The organism is Pontivivens insulae (assembly GCF_900302495.1).
Lineage (GTDB): Bacteria > Pseudomonadota > Alphaproteobacteria > Rhodobacterales > Rhodobacteraceae > Pontivivens > Pontivivens insulae.
Genome location: NZ_OMKW01000003.1, coordinates 315,788 through 332,929, shown reverse-complemented (window position 1 = coordinate 332,929; position 17,142 = coordinate 315,788). Strand labels below are relative to the sequence as shown.

The following is a 17,142-nucleotide window of genomic DNA, read 5'->3' as shown; positions in this document are numbered from 1 at the left end:
AGATCACCACCCGCGCCCCTTGGCCGTTTCAACGGCATTCAGAACACGCTCCGCCGTTGCGGGGGCATCCAGCATGACGTCTGATCCCGCCTCGCGCACCGCATGCTGAAGCGCCGCAAGGGCCGAAATGCCTAGCATCAGCGGCGGTTCGCCCACGGCTTTCGACCGGTGAATCGTCTCCTCCCGGTTCTCGCCCTGCCAAAGATCGACATTGAACACCTTGGGCCGATCAGCACAGGCCGGGATTTTGTAGGTGGAGGGTGCATGTGTCCACAGCGCGCCATCGCCGCGCCAAACCAGCTCTTCGGTGGTCAACCAGCCCGCGCCCTGCACATAGCCCCCCTCGATTTGTCCGATGTCGAGGGCCGGGTTCAGCGACTTGCCGCAATCATGCAGGATATCCGTGCGCAGGATGCGGTTTTCTCCCGTCAGCGTGTCGATCACCACCTCGGTGACCGCCGCGCCATAGGCGAAGTAGAAAAACGGGCGTCCCTTGCCCGCAACCCGGTCCCAGGCAATCTTTGGCGTCGCATAATAGCCCGTTGCGCTCAGCGATATGCGCGTTGCATAGGCAAGTGCGATCAGGTCTTCCCAGCTCATATCCCGGTCGCCCGCGATCACCCGACCATTCTCAAAGCGCACGTCCGACCGTCCCAGCTCCTTTGCCGCAAGGGCTGCCAGACGGTCGCGAATGGTCTCACACGCGGCTTTCACCGCCATGCCGTTCAGATCACTGCCCGAACTCGCCGCCGTGGCTGAGGTATTGGGCACTTTCGAGGTGTCGGTCGCGGTGATCTTCACCCGGTCGAGCGTCTGCCCGAACACATCCGCAGCAACCGCCGCGACCTTGGTGAACAGGCCCTGACCCATCTCGGTCCCGCCATGGTTCACGCGGATGGAGCCATCAGTGTAGACATGCACCAGTGCTCCGGCCTGATTAAGTTGGGTCAGCGTGAAGGAGATCCCGAACTTTACCGGCGTGACGGCGATGCCGCGCTTCAGGATCGGGCTTTGAGCATTCGCGGCCTCAATCTCCGCCCGCCGCGCTTGGTAATCCGAGCGCCGGACCAATTCGGCCACCAGATCGGGGGCAATGTTGTCCTCAACCTCCATCCCGTAAGGCGTGGTTTGTCCCGCCTTGCCGGGGGCATAGAAATTGGCCTGCCGGACGCTGAGTGGATCGGAACCCAGACGGGCGGCGATATGCTCCATCACCCGCTCGATCCCGACCATACCCTGCGGCCCGCCAAAGCCCCGGAACGCCGTGTTCGACGCAGTATGAGTCAGCAGCCGGGTGGAGCGGATGCGCACATCCGGCAGGTGATAGGCATTGTCGGCATGCAGCATCGCCCTGTCTGCCACGGGCAGCGACAGATCTGCGGACCAGCCGCAGCGGATATACTGATCGAAGGCAAGCCCCGCGATCCGCCCTGCCGCGTCAAAGCTCACGTCATAGTCAATGCGCGCTTCGTGTCGCTTGCCGGTGATGACCATGTCATCATCCCGGTCATAGCGCATCTTGGCCGCCCGTCCGGTCCGCTTGGCGACCAGAGCGCAGGAGATGGCGAGCGCGTTGCCCTGGCTCTCCTTGCCGCCAAAGCCGCCGCCCATCCGGCGCACCTGAACCGCGACCTCGGCAAAGGGGACGTGCAGCGCATGTGCCACTTTGTGCTGGATTTCGCTGGGATGCTGGGTTGATGAGTGGATCGTCACCTCATCCCCGTCGCCCGGCACCGCCATGGCCGCGTGCCCCTCAAGGTAGAAATGCTCCTGTCCGCCGATCTGAATAGAACCTTGCAGGCGATGGGCGCCTTTTTCCAGCGCTCCATCCGGGTCGCCCTGTCCCCACATCAGAGGCTGCTCCAGCAGACTGTCTGCCGCGAGAGCGTCTTCGATGGTCAACAGCGCCGGGCTTTCCTCGATCTCGACCTTGGCCAGTCGCGCGGCCTTGCGGGCGAGCAGATGGCTCTCTGCCGCCACAATGAACAGCGGCTGGCCGTGAAACAGCACCTCGCCGGTGCTCAATAGCGGCTCGGGCATGGGAGAGGGCGAGACATCAGGTATATCGCCCAACTCCTCCGGCCCCAGCACCAGCGCGACCCCCTCCGCCGCTCGCACAGCGGACAGATCCATCGACACGATCCGCCCCCGTGCAACATGGCTGATCCCAAAGGCGAGATGCAGCGCTCCGGCAGGCGCGGCAATGTCGTCGGTATAAGTCGCGGCACCAGTGACGTGCAGCGGACCGCTATCGTGCGGGTTGGGCTTGTGAACGACGTTGACCATCACGCAGCCCCCCGTCCGACCAAGCGGGTGTCCACGTCGCCGGCGTGCTCCAGCCGATAGCGCTCCAACATGTTGCGGGCCGCCTGCATGCGATAGGCGGCACTCGCGCGCATATCATCAAGGGGCGTGAAGTCTTCGGTAAGGGCGTCTTGCGCCTCTGCAATCGCCGCCTCATCCAGTGGCCGCCCAATCAATACAGCCTCGGCGCGCGCCGCCCGCATTGGCATCGCTGCCATCCCGCCAAAGGCCAGCCGCGCCGCCGTTACGAGGCCGCCTTCCACCGTTACAGCAAAACAGCCGCAGACTGCCGAAATATCCTGATCGAACCGCTTGCTCAGCTTATAGCAGCGTAGCGTATCCGGCTGGTCGGGCAGAAAAACACTTTCGACAAACTCACCGCGCGCTCGGTCCTGCGTCTTATAGCCCGTGAACAGGTCTTCCAGTGCAATTTCCCGCCGGACCTCGCCATGTCGCAACGTGATCCGCGCGCCGAGTGCGATCATCGCCGGTGTCGAGTCCCCAATGGGGGAGCCTTCTGCGATGTTCCCGCCGATTGTCGCGGCATTGCGCACCTGTACCGATCCGAACCTGCGCAACAGCTCCGCAAAATCAGGATGCCTGTCCGCCACTGCACCACGCAGGCGGTTGAGCGTCACACCTGCGCCGATCCGCAAACCGCCCTCAACCCGCTCAATGGTCTGCAAGTCCTTGACACGGTGCAGAAAGATCATCGGCGTGACCGTCTTGAACATCTTGTTCACCCACAGCCCAACCTCCGTCGCGCCGCCGACCAGCGTAGCGTCGGGGTGGGCCGCGTAGATGGCGGCAAGGCTGTCGGAGGAGGCGGGCAGATAGCACTCTCTCGCGCTCATATCGCCCTCATCCGCCAACGCGTGCAGGGCTTTGGCCTCATCCAGTTCCCATTCCGGGGCCGGTTCCTGTGCTGCGGCCTCGGCTGCGCGAATGATGGGTGCATACCCAGTGCACCGGCACAGATTGCCCGCCAGAACATCGTCATGATCCTGACGCCCGGTGCGATGGGCGGTATACATGCTCATAACGAAACCGGGTGTGCAAAATCCGCATTGCGAGCCGTGATTGTCCACCATTGCCTGCTGTACCGGATGCAAAGCACCGGTGGGGGAGGCGATGCCCTCAACCGTCCGCACGGCTTTCCCGGCCAGTTGGGGCAAAAACAGGATGCAGGCATTCAGCGCCTGATGGACCAGACCAGCCTCATCCAGTGTCGTGACGGTGACCGTGCAGGCCCCGCAATCGCCCTCGTTACAGCCTTCTTTCGTCCCGGTCAGCCGCCGCTCTTCGCGCAGCCAATCCAGCAATGTCACCGTTGGGTCGACATCCGCGATCCGCACCACGTCGCCATTCAACAGAAAGCTGATCATGCATGTCCCTTTCCCGATCCGGTTTTGATCAAACGGTAAAATCTCAGAGAGGGCAAGAGCACCCCACCGCTATCCCATGTCCGGCATCGTATAGCCCAGGCGAGACAACATATCCCGATCCGCCATCCGGGCCACATGTTGGCGCGTCTGCAATGGAAGCCGTACCCACGCCTCTTGCGCCTCATTCAACGTCAGCATGCGGTTGACTTGCGGCACCACGGTAACACTGCCCGGTTTTGCCATCAAAGGCCCGTTCAGGGTGGAAAGGGTAGCGCCCGCATCCGCCTCCAGATCTTCCATACGTATGATTTGCCCCGCGTTCCCTTCATCGAGAAAGGCCAGCCCCAACTCTACTTTCCGCTGCCAAAGCTCCATCGGCAGCAGTTCCTGATCCAGTGGAACACCATCGCGGCGGCTCAGCGGAAAGGGCCGGATCAGAAAGTCGGCAAAAGACAGATCATCGGGCACCGCACCAGGCGTGCGCGGAAACATATGCAGGGCGCGCAGAAAGCGCAGCGGGTGCAGGACGCTGACAATGAAATGAGTGTCGCGTGTGTGGGCGGCCGACCGAATGATATCGACAGGTGGCGCGCAACCCGTCCAGCCGAAATCGGAGTAAAGCATCCGGTCATGCTCTGTGTTCAAGAGCATGTTGTGCAGCGTCAACCGTTCGGCAGACGGCACGGTCTGCAGCACTTTGCGCAGCGCCGCCCCATCCAGCGCCGGCGTCCCGTCCATTACGGTGACCCGGAAATTCTTGCGCAACAAACGGTTGAGCCAGGTTCCACCCGAATTGCGTTCCGCAAAGACTTTTACGTAAAGCGCGGGCACAACTCACCTTTCTTTCAATGTGGGAGGCAAGTTAGGCCAATGGGCCAAGGCGGTCTACCGCATTCAGCGGCCAAAACCGGTCCAAAGGTATAGGTTGGCACATAGCCACTCCAATGCCGCCGTGGCGCCTGCACGCGGCCCTACCATCCCTTTCCCCTGACACGGGCGTGGCATAGTCTGCGCACATGACGACATCTCCTCGATTCATTCACCTGCGCCTGCACTCCGCCTATTCGTTGCTTGAGGGCGCGCTTCAGGTCAAAAAACTGCCCGAAATGGCAGAGGCTGCGGGCATGCCTGCCCTTGCCGTGACGGACACCTGCAACAATTTCGCCGCACTCGAATTTTCCGAGGTGGCCGCGAAATCAGGACTTCAGCCGATCATCGGTACGCAGTTCCCGCTGGCCTATGAACCAGCCGCCCGCGCCGGGGAGAAGGCCGCCGCCCCCCGCGCCATCGTTCTGCTCGCGCAGAATGAGCAGGGCTGGGAAAATCTGATGGAGCTGAACTCCTGCGCTTACCTCAATTCCGGCGATCAACTGCCCCATATCGACTTGGAGGAACTGGGAAGCCGGGCGGATGGCCTGATTTGCCTGACGGGCGGGGCAGAGGGACCGCTGGGCCAGTTGCTCCGCGACGGGCAGGGGGCCAAGGCGGCAGCGCTTTGTGACCGGCTGCAGGCCATGTTCGGCCACCGGCTTTATATCGAACTGCAACGCCACCCAATGGGCGGCGCGAAGATGACCGAAGCCGAGGCGCTTACAGAACCCGGCCTGATCGACCTTGCCTATGCCCGCGACATCCCGCTGGTTGCGACCAATGACGTCCACTTCCCCAAGGCTGAAATGTATGAGGCGCATGACGCACTGCTGTGCATCGCGGATGGCGCTTATGTGGATCAGTCTCAACCCCGCCGTCGCCTGACCGATCAGCACTATTTCAAGACGGCCGAGGAGATGGCAGAGCTCTTCGCGGATCTGCCGGAAGCTTGTGAAAACACTATCGAGATCGCGCAGCGCTGCGCCTTCCGCGCCCGCACCCGTGACCCGATCCTGCCGAAATTCGCAGATGATGAAGTTGAGGAGTTGCGCCGTCAGGCCAATGAGGGCCTGCAAGACCGCCTCGCCGTTATCCCCCACGCTGTCCCCGTTGAAGAATACCAAGCCCGCCTCGATTTCGAACTCGATATTATTGAGGGGATGGGCTTCCCCGGCTACTTCCTGATCGTTGCCGACTTCATCAAATGGGCCAAGGATCACGACATCCCCGTCGGGCCGGGCCGCGGCTCCGGCGCGGGCTCTCTGGTCGCTTATGCGCTCACAATCACCGACCTCGACCCGCTGCGCTATTCGCTGCTGTTCGAACGCTTCCTGAACCCCGAGCGGGTCTCCATGCCCGATTTCGACATCGACTTCTGCATGGACCGCCGCGAAGAGGTCATCCGCTACGTGCAGGAGAAATATGGCCGCGATAAAGTCGGCCAGATCATCACCTTCGGCGCGCTGCTCTCGAAAGCCGCCGTGCGCGATGTGGGCCGCGTGCTGCAAATGCCCTACGGCCAGGTGGATCGCCTCTCCAAGCTGATCCCGGTGGAGGGCGTCAAACCCGTCTCCATCAAGCAGGCGCTCACGGATGAGCCGCGTCTGGCCGAAGAGGCCCGGCAAGAGGAGGTCGTCCAACGCCTCCTCGACATCGGGCAAAAGCTCGAAGGGCTATACCGCAACGCCTCCACCCACGCGGCGGGTGTGGTGATCGGGGATCGCCCACTCGATAAGCTGGTTCCGCTCTTCAAGGACCCCCGCTCCGACATGCCCGCCACCCAGTTCAACATGAAATGGGTTGAGCAGGCGGGGCTGGTGAAATTCGACTTCCTCGGCCTCAAGACACTGACGGTGATCCAGAACGCCCTCGACCTGCTGAAGGCGCAGGGCAAGCCGATGATGGCCCCGCCCGAGGGCGACGACAACGCGAGCAAGGCGCGCCGGGCCGCCCTCGAAATCAACCCTTACGACATCTCCGCCATCCCGATTGATGACGAGCCCACCTACGAGCTCTACGCCTCCGCCAACACGGTCGCGGTGTTTCAGGTGGAAAGCTCGGGCATGCGCGATGCCCTGCGGCAGATGAAGCCGACCTGTATCGAGGACATCATCGCCCTCGTCGCGCTCTACCGCCCCGGCCCGATGGAGAATATCCCGAAATTCTGCGACGTGAAGAATGGCCGGGCCGAGCGCGACAACCTCCATCCCTCCATCGACCATATCCTTGATGAGACGCAGGGCATCATCGTCTATCAGGAACAGGTGATGCAGATCGCGCAGGAGATGGCGGGCTACTCCCTTGGTGGCGCGGACCTTCTGCGCCGCGCGATGGGTAAGAAGATTCAAGAGGCGATGGACGCCGAGCGCCCCAAGTTCCTTGCAGGGGCTGCCGAGAACGACGTCGATCAGGCCAAGGCGCAGGAGGTCTGGGACCTCCTCGACAAGTTCGCGAATTACGGCTTCAACAAGTCCCACGCCGCCGCCTATGCGGTGGTCAGCTACCAGACCGCGTGGCTGAAAGCGACGCATCCGGTGGAGTTCATGGCAGGCGTCATGAACTGCGATATCCACCTCACGGACAAACTCAACGTCTACAAGCAGGAGATTGACCGCCTCAAAATCGACCTCGTGCCGCCCTGCGTGAACCGCTCGCAGGCCACTTTTTCCGTGGCCGATGGCAAGGTCGTCTACGCGCTGGGCGGTCTCAAGAATGTGGGCGTCGAGGCGATGCGCATGATCGTTGAGGCCAGAAAAAACGAAAGTGGAGGCGAGAAACCCTTCCTCGACCTCTTCGACTTTGCCCGCCGGGTTGATCTGCGCCGTGTCGGCAAGCGCCCGCTGGAAATGATGGCCCGCGCGGGCGCCTTCGACTTGCTCGACTCCAACCGCCGCAAAGTATTTGAAAGCCTCGACCGGCTGGTGGCATGGTCCGCCGCCACCCATGAGGAAAAGAACTCAGGGCAGGGTGGTCTCTTTGGCGATGCGGGTGAAGATCTCCCCGTCCCCCGCCTGCCCATGCCCGACGACTGGCTGCCCACCGAACGGTTGGCGGAAGAACACACTGCAATTGGCTTCTATCTCTCCGGCCACCCGCTCGACGACTATATGCCGCCGCTCAAACGCAAGCGGGTGATGACTCTCGAAGAAATCACGCAAAAGGCGATGAGCGCCCCTGTCGCGGCCAAGATTGCGGGCACCGTCTCAGCCAAGCAGGTCCGCAAATCCGCGCGGGGCAATCGCTTTGCGTTCGTGAGCTGCTCCGATCCGACCGGGCTTTACGAAGTCACCGTCTTCGGTGACACGCTCGAACAGGCGGGCGATCTCTTCGACACCGGCCAGAACGTGGTGATGAGCGTCGAGGCGACGAGTGAGGGCGACAGCCTCAAGCTGCTCGCCCGCTCCGTTGCACCGGTCGATGACATTGTCGCCGATGCCGGAGCTGCCGGGCTCAAGATTTGGGTGAATGAGGAAAGCGCCCTCGGCTCCGTCGCTAATCGCCTTTCCGAGACGGGAACCGGCCCGAAACGCGGACGAGGCCCAGTCAACCTGATCCTCCAACACCCCGACCTGCCGGGAGATGTGGAGATCGCGCTGAAAGACCACTACCGCGTGACCCCCCAGGTCAAAGCCGCAATCAAATCAGCCCCGGGCGTGGTATTTGTGGAGGAGTTTTGAACGTGATCCAAAACCTGATAGATGCTTGGTACTCTCATGAGGAGGCTGAACGTAAGTCGTTTGCAAACGGTGGTGGCTACCTGGCGCACTACACTTCCGCCCAAGGCGCCCACGCGATCCTAAATAACAACGAACTTTGGCTGACAAACGTTGGATCGATGAATGATCTATCCGAGGTACATTATGCTCGGCAGGTGCTTCAGAGCCTCTTTGCCGACCCGCTAACGCTTCCGTCAACTTTCGTTAGAACGTGGCCACGTCTTTTCATTGCGTGTCAAAAGATTGTTATGGAGAAGCTTACACGGGAAATTGTCCATGGTCTTATTACAAGAAACTTCGTTTCATGTTTTTCAGCTGAGAACCCATCGGACGACGCAGATGCCGGAGTTCTGAAATATGGGCGTCTGTCGATGTGGCGGGGTTACGGGCGGGATACACCGGTTCGCTTGGCAATCTCGGGTCGCGCGCTGACAGCAGATGGGCCGAGCCCCAACGCACCCTGCGTACCCGTTTGCTATGGGAAGCTAGCAGCTTTCGAGGCACTTCTGAAATGCATCCAAAGTTTGTTGGACGCATCGGCTGATGAAAGTGAATTTTCAAACGAGGCGATAGAGCAGGCGGCCAACCACTTCGTAAGATTGGCGCTTCTGACAATCAAACATCCAGCCTTTGCCGAAGAGAATGAGTGGCGTTTGATTTATAACACGGACTATGGTCGGGACGATGGGCTGATTACACAACGTCAAGTGAGCCGGTTAGGGACCGTAGACTTGATCGAGGTCCTGGATATCGGACCAAATCCGCCACATTTTCGAAATGGGTGGCATGATCTAGTTCCGCACATCACAATTGGTCCATCTAGGCATCAGATTCGAACCGCCGCAGCGTTCGGAGCGCTAGTCGAGAGCCGAGGTCTGGATCCCAACAGTCTTATCAGAATAGCTGACGTACCTTTTCAGCCGACGCAATGAGCCAATTCCAGTCGATGCATCATTCGCCCGCCGGAGGGTTCCCCGGCGGGGTATGTCTTAGGCTGTCGTCGCGACGCAGGTGCCGGATTGTGCGTCATAGGTCGTGCCATCTGCACAGCTCATCGCTTGGTGCGATCCGCTGCATCCTGCGGCGAAGGCGGCGGCCGGGCTCAGGATAAGCAGGGCGGCAACAATAGCTGTCTTCATGAACTCTCTCCTGTTGGGACGAATGGCGTGAGCGCACTCGTATTGTGTTGCAGTGGATGAACAGTAGCACAAAATCGGGCAGCGCGGTCGGGGCACCTCGCCGCACCGCTAATTTTCTCGCATTAACCTTTGAGTGGCATACGGATTGTGCACGTTCGGTGCACGCATTGTGCACACCCGAAAGCTTGGTGAATGCGGCGGCGTTAACCTGCTAAAAGACGGCGCGATAGATGGCGAGGGCGTCGTCATAGGTAACTTCACGCGGATTATTGATCAGCAATCTGGTCTGCTTCATTGCATCAGCCGCCAGCGCCTCCAGATCTCCTTCCGTCACGCCAACTTCGCGCAGCGTCGTGACCAATCCGATCTCGGGGGCGAGCGTGCGAAACCCGTCGGCAAGCGGCACACCCTCGGCAAAGATCAAGGGCGCAAGCTCAGCATAAAGCGCGCTTGCCGCCGGGGCGTTGAACGCCAAAACCTCCGGCAATACCAGACAGTTGGACAAGCCATGCGGGACATGAAACTGCCCGCCCAGTGGATAGGCGAGCGCATGGACGGCTGCCACGGGCGCGTTGGCGAACGCCTGCCCGGCAAGGCAAGACCCCAGCAACATCGCCTCTCGCGCGGACACATCGCCCGGCACGTCGCAGACCTGACGGATGTTGCCGCCCAGCAGCGTCAGCGCCTGCCGCGCGAGCATATCCGATAACGGGTTCTTAAGACGTTTCGAAGTATAGGCCTCAATCGCATGGACCATCGCATCCACGCCCGTCGCCGCCGTAACCGCCGGTGGCAGGCCAAGTGTCAGCGTCGCGTCGAGGATCGCCGCATCCGGCAGCAATACGGGACTGACAACGCCCATCTTCTCATTCGTGCGCGTGGTCAGGATGGAAATGGGAGTCACTTCTGAGCCGGTGCCCGCCGTAGTGGGAATCAGAACAAGAGGTGCGCGCGGGCCTGTCACATTGCCGACGCCCCACATCTGGTCGAGGGGCTGGTCAGAGCGAAGTCTGACCGCCACCAGCTTGGCAATATCGAGGGGGGAGCCGCCCCCGATCGCGATGATGCCGTCACACGCGCTCAAGGCTGCAATGGCGCCATCCAACATCTCCTCGGTCGGGTCCGGCAGAATGGCGTCGAAGATGTCGGGCCCCAGCCCAGCCGCCCGGGCCGCCTGTTCCAGCGGCTCAGTCAGGCCCAACTGGCGCAGGGTCGCGTCGCTCACCAGACCCACACGCCGCACCCCGCGGGCCTTCATCATTTCGATTGCTTCGACAGCCTTGTTGGCTCCGATCACAAGCTGCGGAGTGGTGCGAAATTCAAAGCCGGTCATCACGTTCTCCCACCGAATTGATCTGGTCATGTTCGGCTGCACAACGCTGTAGCGCAAGCGGTGCATTTTCCGCTTGCAGCCCCCGCGTCGCGTGACTAGAACACGCCCCACCTGATGGGGTGTAGCCAAGTGGTAAGGCAGCGGTTTTTGGTACCGTGTATCGTAGGTTCGAATCCTACCACCCCAGCCAGGTATCTCCCAAATAGCTAGGTCACGGTGCTAGAAGACGCTTGTGCACTCTGCGGATGCGTCTCGGCAGATGTCCGTCGGTGAACTCTATGAAGCAAGGGAATTTGTGCCGGTTCGAGGTGCGACTCGTTCGGCAGGGGGGATCCCGGCCAAGTGGCCGAGATCATTGATGATATAGGTCTATGTCAGACCTCAGAAGTGTACCGATTTCGCGTCGAGCGGCTTTTCAAGCGGCGGCGCGAACTTGGTCAGGTCGATGCCTTCCACTGCCGTCTTGTACTCTTCCAGCGTCGGGGTTCGGCCCAGGATTGCAGACAGTACGACGACCGGCGTAGAGCCGAGCAGCGACTCGCCCGTCTTGTCCGCCGCATCCTCCACCACACGGCCTTTGAACAGGCGCGTGGACGTCGCCAGCACGGTGTCGCCTTTCGCGGCCTTTTCCTGGTTGCCCATGCAAAGGTTACAGCCCGGACGCTCCAGATAGAGGATGTTCTCATACTCCGTACGCGCTGTGTTCTTGGGCGCCATATCGTCGAATTCGAAGCCGGAATATTTCTGGAGCACGGCCCAGTCGCCTTCCTCCTTCAACTCGTCGATGATGTTGTAGGTCGGCGCAGCCACGACGAGTGGGGCCTTGAACTCTACCTTGCCGTAGGCCTTCTCAAGGTTCCGCAGCATCTGTGCGACGATCTTCACGTCGCCCTTGTGGACCATGCAGGACCCTACAAAGCCGAGATCGACCTTTTTTTCCGCTCCGTAATAAGAGATCGGGCGGATCGTGTCGTGTGTATAGCGCTTGGACACATCGGCGTTGTGCACATCGGGATCCGCGATCATCGGCTCGTCAATCGCGCCGAGGTCGACGACAACTTCTGCAAAGTATTTCGCGTTGTCATCGGGACGCAGGGCGGGTTTTTCGCCGGAACGGATCTGGGCGATCCGCTGATCTGCAATATCGACCAGCCGTTGAAGCATGCCGTTTTCATGCTCCATGCCCTTTTCGATCATGATTTTGATCCGGGCTTTTGCGATTTCCAGCGACTCGATCAGCGTTTCGTCTTCGGAGATACAGATGGAGGCCTTGGCCTTCATCTCTGCTGTCCAGTCGGTGAACGTGAAGGCCTGATCGGCCAGCAGGGTGCCGATGTGAACCTCGATGATCCGGCCCTGGAAAACGTTGTCGCCGTGTTGCGCAAGCATCTGCGCCTGCGTCGCATGGACCACATCACGGAAGTCCATGTGATCGGCCATCTTGCCGGTGAACGTGACTTTCACTGACTCTGGGATCGGCATTGTCGCCTCACCGGTCGCGAGCGCAAGCGCCACGGTCCCGGAGTCAGCACCAAAAGCCACGCCTTTGGACATGCGCGTGTGGCTGTCGCCGCCGATGATGATCGCCCAGTCGTCCACCGTGATGTCGTTGAGCACCTTGTGGATCACGTCTGTCATCGCGTGGTATTCGCCCTTCGGGTCACGCGCGGTGACAAGGCCGAACTTGTTCATGAAAGCCATGAGGCGCGGCGTATTGGCCTGTGCCTTAAGATCCCAGACCGATGCGGTGTGACAGCCAGATTGATAGGCGCCGTCCACCGACGGGGACAACACGGTCGCCGCCATTGCCTCAAGCTCCTGACTGGTCATCAGACCGGTCGTGTCCTGCGAACCAACGATGTTCACCTTCACACGCACGTCAGAGCCAGCGTGAAGCACTTTGCCCGGCGTGGTGCCGCGGGCGTTGGCGTTGAAGATCTTCTCTACAGCCGTCAGGCCCTGATCTTCGTGGCTGATCTCTTTGGACGGAGCGAAGGCGGATTTCAGCTCCACGCCCAGCGTTTCGCAGGCGAATGTCTGCAACTTCTTGCCGAAGACGATGGCGTAGGATCCGCCTGCCTTCATGAATTCTACCTTTTGCGGGGTGAAAGAGGCGCTTAGATCGACCAGCTCTTCACCGTCTTCGCTCAGCAGCTTTTTCTTTGCGCTGTTGATCTTGAGCACCGTCCCGGTTTCGACCGAGTACTTTTGCTCCAACACCGGATTGCCCGCATTGTTCAGGATCGGCTTGCCGTCCTCGCCCAGCTTCTTGACCCAGTTCTTCAGGTCAATGCCGATGCCGCCGGTCACGCCAACGGTTGTCAGGAAGATCGGTGAGATGCCGTTCGTGCCCGCCACCACCGGCGCGATGTTCACGAAGGGAACGTAAGGGCTCGCCTGCTTGCCCGTCCAAAGCGCGACGTTGTTCACGCCGGACATGCGGGATGAGCCGACGCCCATTGTCCCTTTTTCTGCGATCAGCATGACGCGCTTGTCAGGGTGTTGCAGCTTGAGCGCCTCGATTTCCTTTTGCGCCTCTTCCGAGATCAGGCACTTGCCGTGCAGCTCACGGTCAGAACGGGAATGCGCCTGATTGCCCGGTGACAGAAGATCGGTCGAGATGTCGCCCTCTGCGGCGATGTAGGTGACAACCTGGATTTCCTCGTCGATGTCGGGGAGCGAGGTGAAGAACTCCGCCGCGGCATAGCTTTCAAGAATCTCTTTCGCGATCGGGTTTCCAGCCTCGAATGCGGCTTTGATGCGGTCGGTGTCGGCTTCGTAGAGAAAGACCTGCGTCTTGAGCACGTCCGCGGCCTGTGCTGCGATTGCAGCATCTTCGCCAAAAGCGAGATCAATCAACACCTCGACAGAAGGTCCACCTTTCATGTGGGACAGCAGTTCGAAGGCGAAAGGCTGGGAGATTTCAGGAACCTCGGCCTGGCCGGTGATGATCTCTTTCAGAAAGCGCGCCTTCACGCCGGCTGCGCCTGTCGTGCCCGGCAGCGTGTTGTAGATGAAATATTTCAGCGAATCTTCGCGATGCGCGTGGTCTTTATCTGCGATCTGGGCGACGATCTCTTCGGTCAGGGCGGCGTCATCAATGGGTTTCGGGTTGAGACCCTGCAAGGCGCGGGTTTCGATCTCATCAAGATAGGCTGCGTAAAGGCTCATGGTGGTCCTGGTGCTGTTGACGAAACGCTGCGGCGAAGGGTTCGCGCGGTTCCGATGGTTATAAAGTGGTGTTTGTATGCGCAGGTATACGATCATTGCCGTCAGGGCAAGAAGGGCCCACCGAATTTGAACGTCTAATTTGCAGCAAGGCACGTGGGAGCCAGCCTTGCCTGCCATGCCTTGATGGAGGCTGTATTCTGGCATAGCGTCCGTGATTATGGATGAAAAAGAGAACATATTGGCGCTGCTGCCGGCCCGGCTAAAGGCCGCGCGGGCACAGCGTGGCCTGTCCCTCGATGCGGTGGCCAAGCTTTCAGGCGTGTCGCGGAGTATGGTCAGCCAAATCGAACGGGGTGAGTCGTCGCCGACCATCGCGACGCTGTGGAATTTGACGACAGCGTTGCAGGTTGATTTTGCCGGGCTGTTGGACGAGCAGGATCGGGCGGTCATAACGGTCCAGCGTGCAAGCGATGCCCCCCTGATTGAGAAGCGTGGAAGTGGCTGCAAGATAAAGATTTTATCGCAGCCAGAAGATGCAGGGCAGCAAGAGCTTTACGATTTGACGTTCCAGTCCGGTGGCGTCCTGGACAGCCAGCCCCACGGAACGGGCGCGCAGGAACATCTCACAGTACTCGACGGTCGTATCGTTGTGACCAGCGGTGAGGCGACCGAAATGTTGGAGCCAGGCGATACCGCGCATTACCCAGCTGACGTACCGCATGCGATCCGTGCGGAAGGTACTGCGCGCGCTTTTCTAGTGGTACGCGGCGGATAGACGAGAATCCAATATTGCGGATGTGAAGTCCGTCATGTTATCCATCCGTTAAATTGGAGGATGCGATGACTGATTCATTTCTGAGCCATGTGTCAGAGACGCTTGAGCAGATCCGTGCGGAAGGGCTCTATAAGTCCGAACGGCTGATCACTTCACCGCAAGCGGGTGAGATTGCCGTGGGGGATCGTGACGTCATCAACCTTTGCGCCAACAACTATCTTGGGTTGGCGGATCATCCCGACCTGATTTCTGCTGCACGTTCGGTGATGGAGCAGAAAGGCTTTGGCATGGCCTCCGTCCGGTTCATTTGCGGAACACAGGACTTGCATCGGGAGCTTGAGGCGCGGCTGGCGGCATTCTTGAGAATGGATGATGCCATTTTGTTTGCAGCCTGTTTTGACGCGAATGGCGGCCTGTTCGAGCCGTTGTTGGGGGCCGAGGACGCGATCATCTCGGATACGCTTAACCATGCCTCGATCATTGATGGTATCCGGCTGTGCAAGGCGAAGCGCTATCGCTATGCGACCTCCGATATGGCGGCGTTGGAAGATCAGTTGAAGGCCGCTCGGGCAGACGGTGCGCGCTTTATCATGATCGCCACTGACGGCGTATTCAGCATGGACGGCACCCTGGCCAAGTTGCCGGAGATCAAGGCCTTGGCAGACCGGTATGGCGCGATGGTGATGGTGGATGATTGCCATGCCACAGGCTTCATGGGGCCAGATGGTGCTGGAACGCCCTCCCATTTCGGGCTCAGCGTCGATGTGCTGACGGGGACGCTGGGCAAGGCACTGGGCGGATCGATTGGTGGATATATTGCAGGGCCGCAGCCGGTGATTGATTTGTTGCGTCAGCGCGCGCGGCCCTATCTCTTTTCGAACTCGCTGCCCCCCGCAATCGTTGCTGCGGGGATAGAGGCGTTGCGTCTGGTGGAGGAGGGCGCCGCGCTGCGGGCGCAGTTGTTTGAGAACACGGCCTATTGGCGCGCGGGGCTGGAACGGATGGGATATACCCTTCTGCCCGGTGAGCATCCGATCGTGCCCGTCATGTTGGGTGAAGCGCAACTGGCACAAGATCTTGCCGCCCGTCTGTTTGAGGAGGGCGTCTATGTCAGCGGTTTCTTCTTCCCGGTCGTGCCGCGTGGGCAGGCACGTATCCGCACGCAGATGAATGCGCGCCTTGGTCGAGACACGCTCGACCGCGCGCTGACAGCATTCGAGGTGGCGGGCAAGGCGGTTGGGGTCTTGTCATGAGCAACCAGATGCAGGCCCTTGCAAAGACAGTCGCCGCGCCGGGGCTGGAGTTGATTGACGCGCCCGTGCCCGAAATCGGGCCCGATGACGTGTTGATCCGGATCAACCGCACGGGCATTTGCGGGACAGATATTCATATCTGGAACTGGGATGACTGGGCCAGCAAAACGGTTCCGGTGCCGTTGATCACAGGTCACGAATTCGCCGGAGAGATTGTCGATCTGGGTCGCAACGTGACGGGCTATCAGATTGGTCAGCGATGTAGCGGTGAGGGGCATTTGATTGGTCATCAGTCGCGGCAGAGCCGGGCTGGCAAGTTTCACCTCGACCCTGAGACGCGCGGGATCGGTGTGAATGAGCAAGGTGCCTTTGCCCAATATCTACGTTTGCCCGCATTCAACGTCGTGCCGCTGCCCGATGAGATTTCAGACGATATCGGCGCGATCCTCGATCCACTGGGAAACGCGGTGCATACAGCGCTGAGTTTCGATCTGGTCGGGGAGGATGTGCTGATCACCGGCGCCGGGCCAATTGGCATCATGGCTGCTGCAGTGGCGCGCCATGTCGGCGCACGCCACGTGGTGATCACGGATGTAAACCAAGAGCGGCTCGACTTGGCGGCGCGGGTTGCCGATGTCGTGCCGGTCAATGTTGCAGAGCAGAATCTGGCAGATGTTGCGGCCCGCCTGCGCATCCGTCAGGGCTTCGATGTCGGGTTGGAGATGTCGGGCAATCAGATCGCCTTCGATCAGATGGTCGAAAGTCTGGTGATGGGGGGGCGGATCGCGCTGCTGGGCATTCCGCCAGGCAAGAGCCCCGTCGACTGGTCGCGCATCGTGTTCAAGGCGCTGACGATCAAGGGCGTCTACGGGCGAGAGATTTTCGAGACGTGGTACAAGATGATCGCGATGCTTGAAAATGGCCTCGACATCTCGGGCGTGATCACGCACCGGTTCGCGGCCACCGATTACCGTGCAGCCTTCGAGGTGATGAAATCGGGGCAGTCCGGAAAGGTCGTGCTCGACTGGACGGGCTGATCGGGCAGATTCGCGGATTGTGGGCGCTGGCAGTGCCGCGTCACCTACCCACGCGCCGCAAACGGAACGTCACATGTCGTCAACAGGGGCATGTGACACAAACTTCGCACTCATTGATTGCACCGGTCGGGGCTTTGCCAGATAACCTCCCCCAACAGG

The 17,142-nt window shown here is 60.4% G+C and carries 11 protein-coding genes and 1 tRNA gene; 6 read left to right on the top strand and 6 right to left on the bottom strand.

Annotated elements, in window-relative coordinates:
• Positions 1–3 precede the first annotated feature (3 nt).
• The 3 genes from xdhB to POI8812_RS12065 form a co-directional block, all read right to left on the bottom strand.
• On the bottom strand, positions 4–2,286 hold the full coding sequence (xdhB, locus tag POI8812_RS12075; RefSeq protein WP_108782850.1) for a xanthine dehydrogenase molybdopterin binding subunit: 2,283 nt from the start codon (positions 2,284–2,286) through the stop codon (positions 4–6).
• Positions 2,286–3,689 (bottom strand): xanthine dehydrogenase small subunit, encoded by a 1,404-nt coding sequence (gene xdhA / locus POI8812_RS12070; RefSeq protein WP_108782849.1) that lies wholly within the window; start codon positions 3,687–3,689, stop codon positions 2,286–2,288. Before xdhA ends, xdhB begins: the two co-directional genes overlap by 1 nt.
• Before the next feature lie 69 nt (positions 3,690–3,758).
• Positions 3,759–4,520, bottom strand: coding sequence for a hypothetical protein (locus POI8812_RS12065; protein WP_108782848.1), 762 nt, complete (start codon positions 4,518–4,520; stop codon positions 3,759–3,761).
• 185 nt (positions 4,521–4,705) lie between these two features.
• Here POI8812_RS12065 and dnaE point away from each other — a divergent pair, with 185 nt between their 5' ends.
• Positions 4,706–8,236 (top strand): DNA polymerase III subunit alpha, encoded by a 3,531-nt coding sequence (gene dnaE, locus POI8812_RS12060; protein WP_108782847.1) that lies wholly within the window; start codon positions 4,706–4,708, stop codon positions 8,234–8,236.
• 2 nt (positions 8,237–8,238) lie between these two features.
• A complete protein-coding gene (locus tag POI8812_RS12055) occupies positions 8,239–9,207 on the top strand; it encodes a DUF2971 domain-containing protein (protein WP_108782846.1) in 969 nt (322 codons plus the stop codon).
• Between the two features lie 57 nt (positions 9,208–9,264).
• On the opposite strand, the gene POI8812_RS12050 is transcribed toward POI8812_RS12055, so the two are convergent.
• Both POI8812_RS12050 and POI8812_RS12045 read right to left on the bottom strand, forming a co-directional pair.
• The gene (locus tag POI8812_RS12050; RefSeq protein WP_108782845.1) at positions 9,265–9,414 is read right to left on the bottom strand and encodes an adenylosuccinate lyase; all 150 of its coding nucleotides are present in this window, start codon (positions 9,412–9,414) and stop codon (positions 9,265–9,267) included.
• Positions 9,415–9,625: 211 nt separating this feature from the next.
• The gene (locus tag POI8812_RS12045; RefSeq protein ID WP_108782844.1) at positions 9,626–10,747 is read right to left on the bottom strand and encodes an iron-containing alcohol dehydrogenase; all 1,122 of its coding nucleotides are present in this window, start codon (positions 10,745–10,747) and stop codon (positions 9,626–9,628) included.
• Positions 10,748–10,862: 115 nt separating this feature from the next.
• Here POI8812_RS12045 and POI8812_RS12040 point away from each other — a divergent pair.
• Positions 10,863–10,937 (top strand) — tRNA-Gln (locus tag POI8812_RS12040).
• Positions 10,938–11,128: 191 nt separating this feature from the next.
• Here POI8812_RS12040 and POI8812_RS12035 read toward each other — a convergent pair.
• Positions 11,129–13,918: a bifunctional aconitate hydratase 2/2-methylisocitrate dehydratase gene (locus POI8812_RS12035; protein WP_108782843.1), complete on the bottom strand. Its 2,790-nt coding sequence runs from the start codon at positions 13,916–13,918 to the stop codon at positions 11,129–11,131.
• 214 nt (positions 13,919–14,132) lie between these two features.
• Between POI8812_RS12035 and POI8812_RS12030 the strand changes: the two genes are divergently transcribed.
• The 3 genes from POI8812_RS12030 to tdh all read left to right on the top strand — a co-directional run bounded on the left by POI8812_RS12030 (position 14,133) and on the right by tdh (position 16,983).
• Positions 14,133–14,693 carry a helix-turn-helix domain-containing protein gene (locus POI8812_RS12030; RefSeq protein ID WP_108783216.1) on the top strand — a complete coding sequence of 187 codons (561 nt, stop codon included), beginning with the start codon at positions 14,133–14,135 and terminating at the stop codon, positions 14,691–14,693.
• 65 nt (positions 14,694–14,758) lie between these two features.
• The gene (locus POI8812_RS12025) at positions 14,759–15,946 is read left to right on the top strand and encodes a glycine C-acetyltransferase (protein ID WP_108782842.1); all 1,188 of its coding nucleotides are present in this window, start codon (positions 14,759–14,761) and stop codon (positions 15,944–15,946) included.
• Positions 15,943–16,983, top strand: coding sequence for an L-threonine 3-dehydrogenase (tdh, locus tag POI8812_RS12020; RefSeq protein WP_108782841.1), 1,041 nt, complete (start codon positions 15,943–15,945; stop codon positions 16,981–16,983). The genes POI8812_RS12025 and tdh overlap by 4 nt, the downstream gene beginning before the upstream one ends.
• Positions 16,984–17,142: the final 159 nt, after the last annotated feature.

Bases quoted from the DNA above. Each gene is read 5' to 3' on its own strand.
- xdhB (WP_108782850.1), bottom strand. From the start codon at position 2,286: ATGGTCAACGTCGTTCACAAGCCCAACCCGCACGATAGCGGTCCGCTG.
- xdhA (WP_108782849.1), bottom strand. From the start codon at position 3,689: ATGATCAGCTTTCTGTTGAATGGCGACGTGGTGCGGATCGCGGATGTC.
- dnaE (WP_108782847.1), top strand. From the start codon at position 4,706: ATGACGACATCTCCTCGATTCATTCACCTGCGCCTGCACTCCGCCTAT.
- POI8812_RS12050 (WP_108782845.1), bottom strand. From the start codon at position 9,414: ATGAAGACAGCTATTGTTGCCGCCCTGCTTATCCTGAGCCCGGCCGCC.
- POI8812_RS12045 (WP_108782844.1), bottom strand. From the start codon at position 10,747: ATGACCGGCTTTGAATTTCGCACCACTCCGCAGCTTGTGATCGGAGCC.
- POI8812_RS12035 (WP_108782843.1), bottom strand. From the start codon at position 13,918: ATGAGCCTTTACGCAGCCTATCTTGATGAGATCGAAACCCGCGCCTTG.
- POI8812_RS12025 (WP_108782842.1), top strand. From the start codon at position 14,759: ATGACTGATTCATTTCTGAGCCATGTGTCAGAGACGCTTGAGCAGATC.
- tdh (WP_108782841.1), top strand. From the start codon at position 15,943: ATGAGCAACCAGATGCAGGCCCTTGCAAAGACAGTCGCCGCGCCGGGG.